Origin of the sequence: Sulfuricaulis sp. (genome assembly GCF_049587675.1) — a bacterium.
Classification (GTDB): Bacteria; Pseudomonadota; Gammaproteobacteria; order Acidiferrobacterales; family Sulfurifustaceae; genus Sulfuricaulis.
In genome coordinates this window covers 1-1,705 of sequence record NZ_JBAVEJ010000265.1, presented here as the reverse complement: position 1 = coordinate 1,705, position 1,705 = coordinate 1, and the positions used below count along the sequence as shown (strand labels likewise).

Sequence of the window (1,705 nt, the reverse complement as noted above, 5' to 3'; positions counted from 1 at the left end):
TTCTTCTTCCAGATTCACGACCCGACCACGAAGAACCGTCAGGGCAACGACGTCGGCACCAGCTACCGCTCGGCGATCTTCTACACCGGCGACGAGCAGAAGCGGGTCGCCCTGGACACGATCGCCGACGTCGAGGCATCCGGGCTGTGGCCGGGCAAGGTGGTCACCGAGGTCACGCTCGCGGGCGACTTCTGGGGGGCGGAGCCGGAGCACCAGGACTACCTGCAGCGGTACCCGAGCGGGTACACCTGCCACTTCGTGCGGCCGGGATGGAAGCTGCCGCGCCGCGCAGAAACAGGTTAGCGGCGGCGCAGGACGACGCGGCCGCCACGCTTCGGGGTGTACGCGACACCACGCGAGTGCACCTTCTCGCCGGAATCGGTAGTCGAGTCGATCGTGAACTGCCGCAATACTGTTCGTAGCACCACGTCCATCTCGGTGTTGGCGAACGCGGCGCCGATGCACCGCCGCGTCCCGCCGCCGAACGGCACCCACGCGAACGTCGGCGGCCGATTGCCGACGAATCGGTACGGGTCGAACCGATCCGGGTCCGCAAAGGAGTTCTCGTGCAGCCGGGAAATGCTGACGACGATGGAGTAGCCCTGCGGGATGCGCCATTCGCCGAGTTCGAACATCGGCGCCGCGACGTGACGGCCTGCGAAGTCGATGACGGTACGTGCCCGCTGGACCTCCAGGATCGTCGCCTGCCGCAGTTCGTTGCCGTCGCCTTCGGCCTCTGTGGTCAGTGCGGCGACGAGGTCGGGATGTCTGCGCATCCGCTCGAACGCCCACGCCAGCGTCGACGCCGTCGTCTCATGGCCGGCGGCCACCAGCGTCAGCAGCTCGTCGGAGATCTCCCGGCGCGACATCGGCGAGCCGTCGTCGTAGCGGCTGCGCAGCATCAGCGCCAGAATGTCGGTGCGCTCGTCGAAACGCGGGTCGGCCTCGGCCTTGGCGATCAGGGTGTCGACGATCTCGTCGAACTTGCGGTGCGACTCCGCGAGCCGTCCCCACGGGCTGTATCGGCCGTAGCTCCTCGACGGCTGCGGAAGCGTGGCGAGCCGCGAACCCAGCTTCACCCCGCCGGGGATCAGCTTGCGCAGGTACTCCAGTTCGGCGCCCTCCGCGCCGAACACCGCGCGCAGAATCACGTTCAGCGTGATCCGCATCATCGGTTCGAGGGTCCGAAACTCTTTGCCCTCAGGCCAATTCGCGGCCTCACGCAGGGTCTCTTCCTCGACGATGTGCTCGTAGTTCTTGATGCTCTTGCCGTGAAACGGCGGATGGAGCAGCTTGCGGCGGTTGCGATGCTCGGCGCGGTCGAGCGCGAAGATCGACCCGGGCCCCAGTACCCGGCTGAGGTTGGGCTGGATGTTGAGCAGGTCGTCGGTGCTGGCCATGAACACCTGTTTGACCAGCGCCGGGTCGGCCACCACCACGGTGCGGCCGAAGACCGGAGCGTCGAGCGTGAACGCGTCGCCGTATCGGCGCGCTGCCTGGCGGATGGTCCACCGGCGCCACAGCACGAAGCCGATGGCCTGGATCGCTTTGGGCAGCGCCACCTGGGGCGGGAGGTTGGCCGTGCGCGGTTCCAGGGCGATCGCTTCGGTCATGAACAACTCCCAACAGGAATCGGCGGTACCACGCGGTACCACAGTGTCATGTTGTACGGTACCGGGTAGTACCGCATTGATCAAGATGTACC

Annotated in this window: 2 protein-coding genes; one reads left to right on the top strand and one right to left on the bottom strand. The window is 66.7% G+C overall.

Features of this window, described 5'->3' with window-relative positions:
* Positions 1-303 (top strand): peptide-methionine (S)-S-oxide reductase (locus WB402_RS13750; RefSeq protein WP_424208806.1); only part of this gene is annotated, 303 nt, incomplete at its 5' end.
* Here the strand turns inward: WB402_RS13750 and WB402_RS13745 are convergent.
* Positions 300-1,613 (bottom strand): cytochrome P450, encoded by a 1,314-nt coding sequence (locus WB402_RS13745; RefSeq protein ID WP_424208804.1) that lies wholly within the window; start codon positions 1,611-1,613, stop codon positions 300-302. The genes WB402_RS13750 and WB402_RS13745 overlap by 4 nt on opposite strands.
* Between the last annotated feature and the right edge of the window lie 92 nt (positions 1,614-1,705).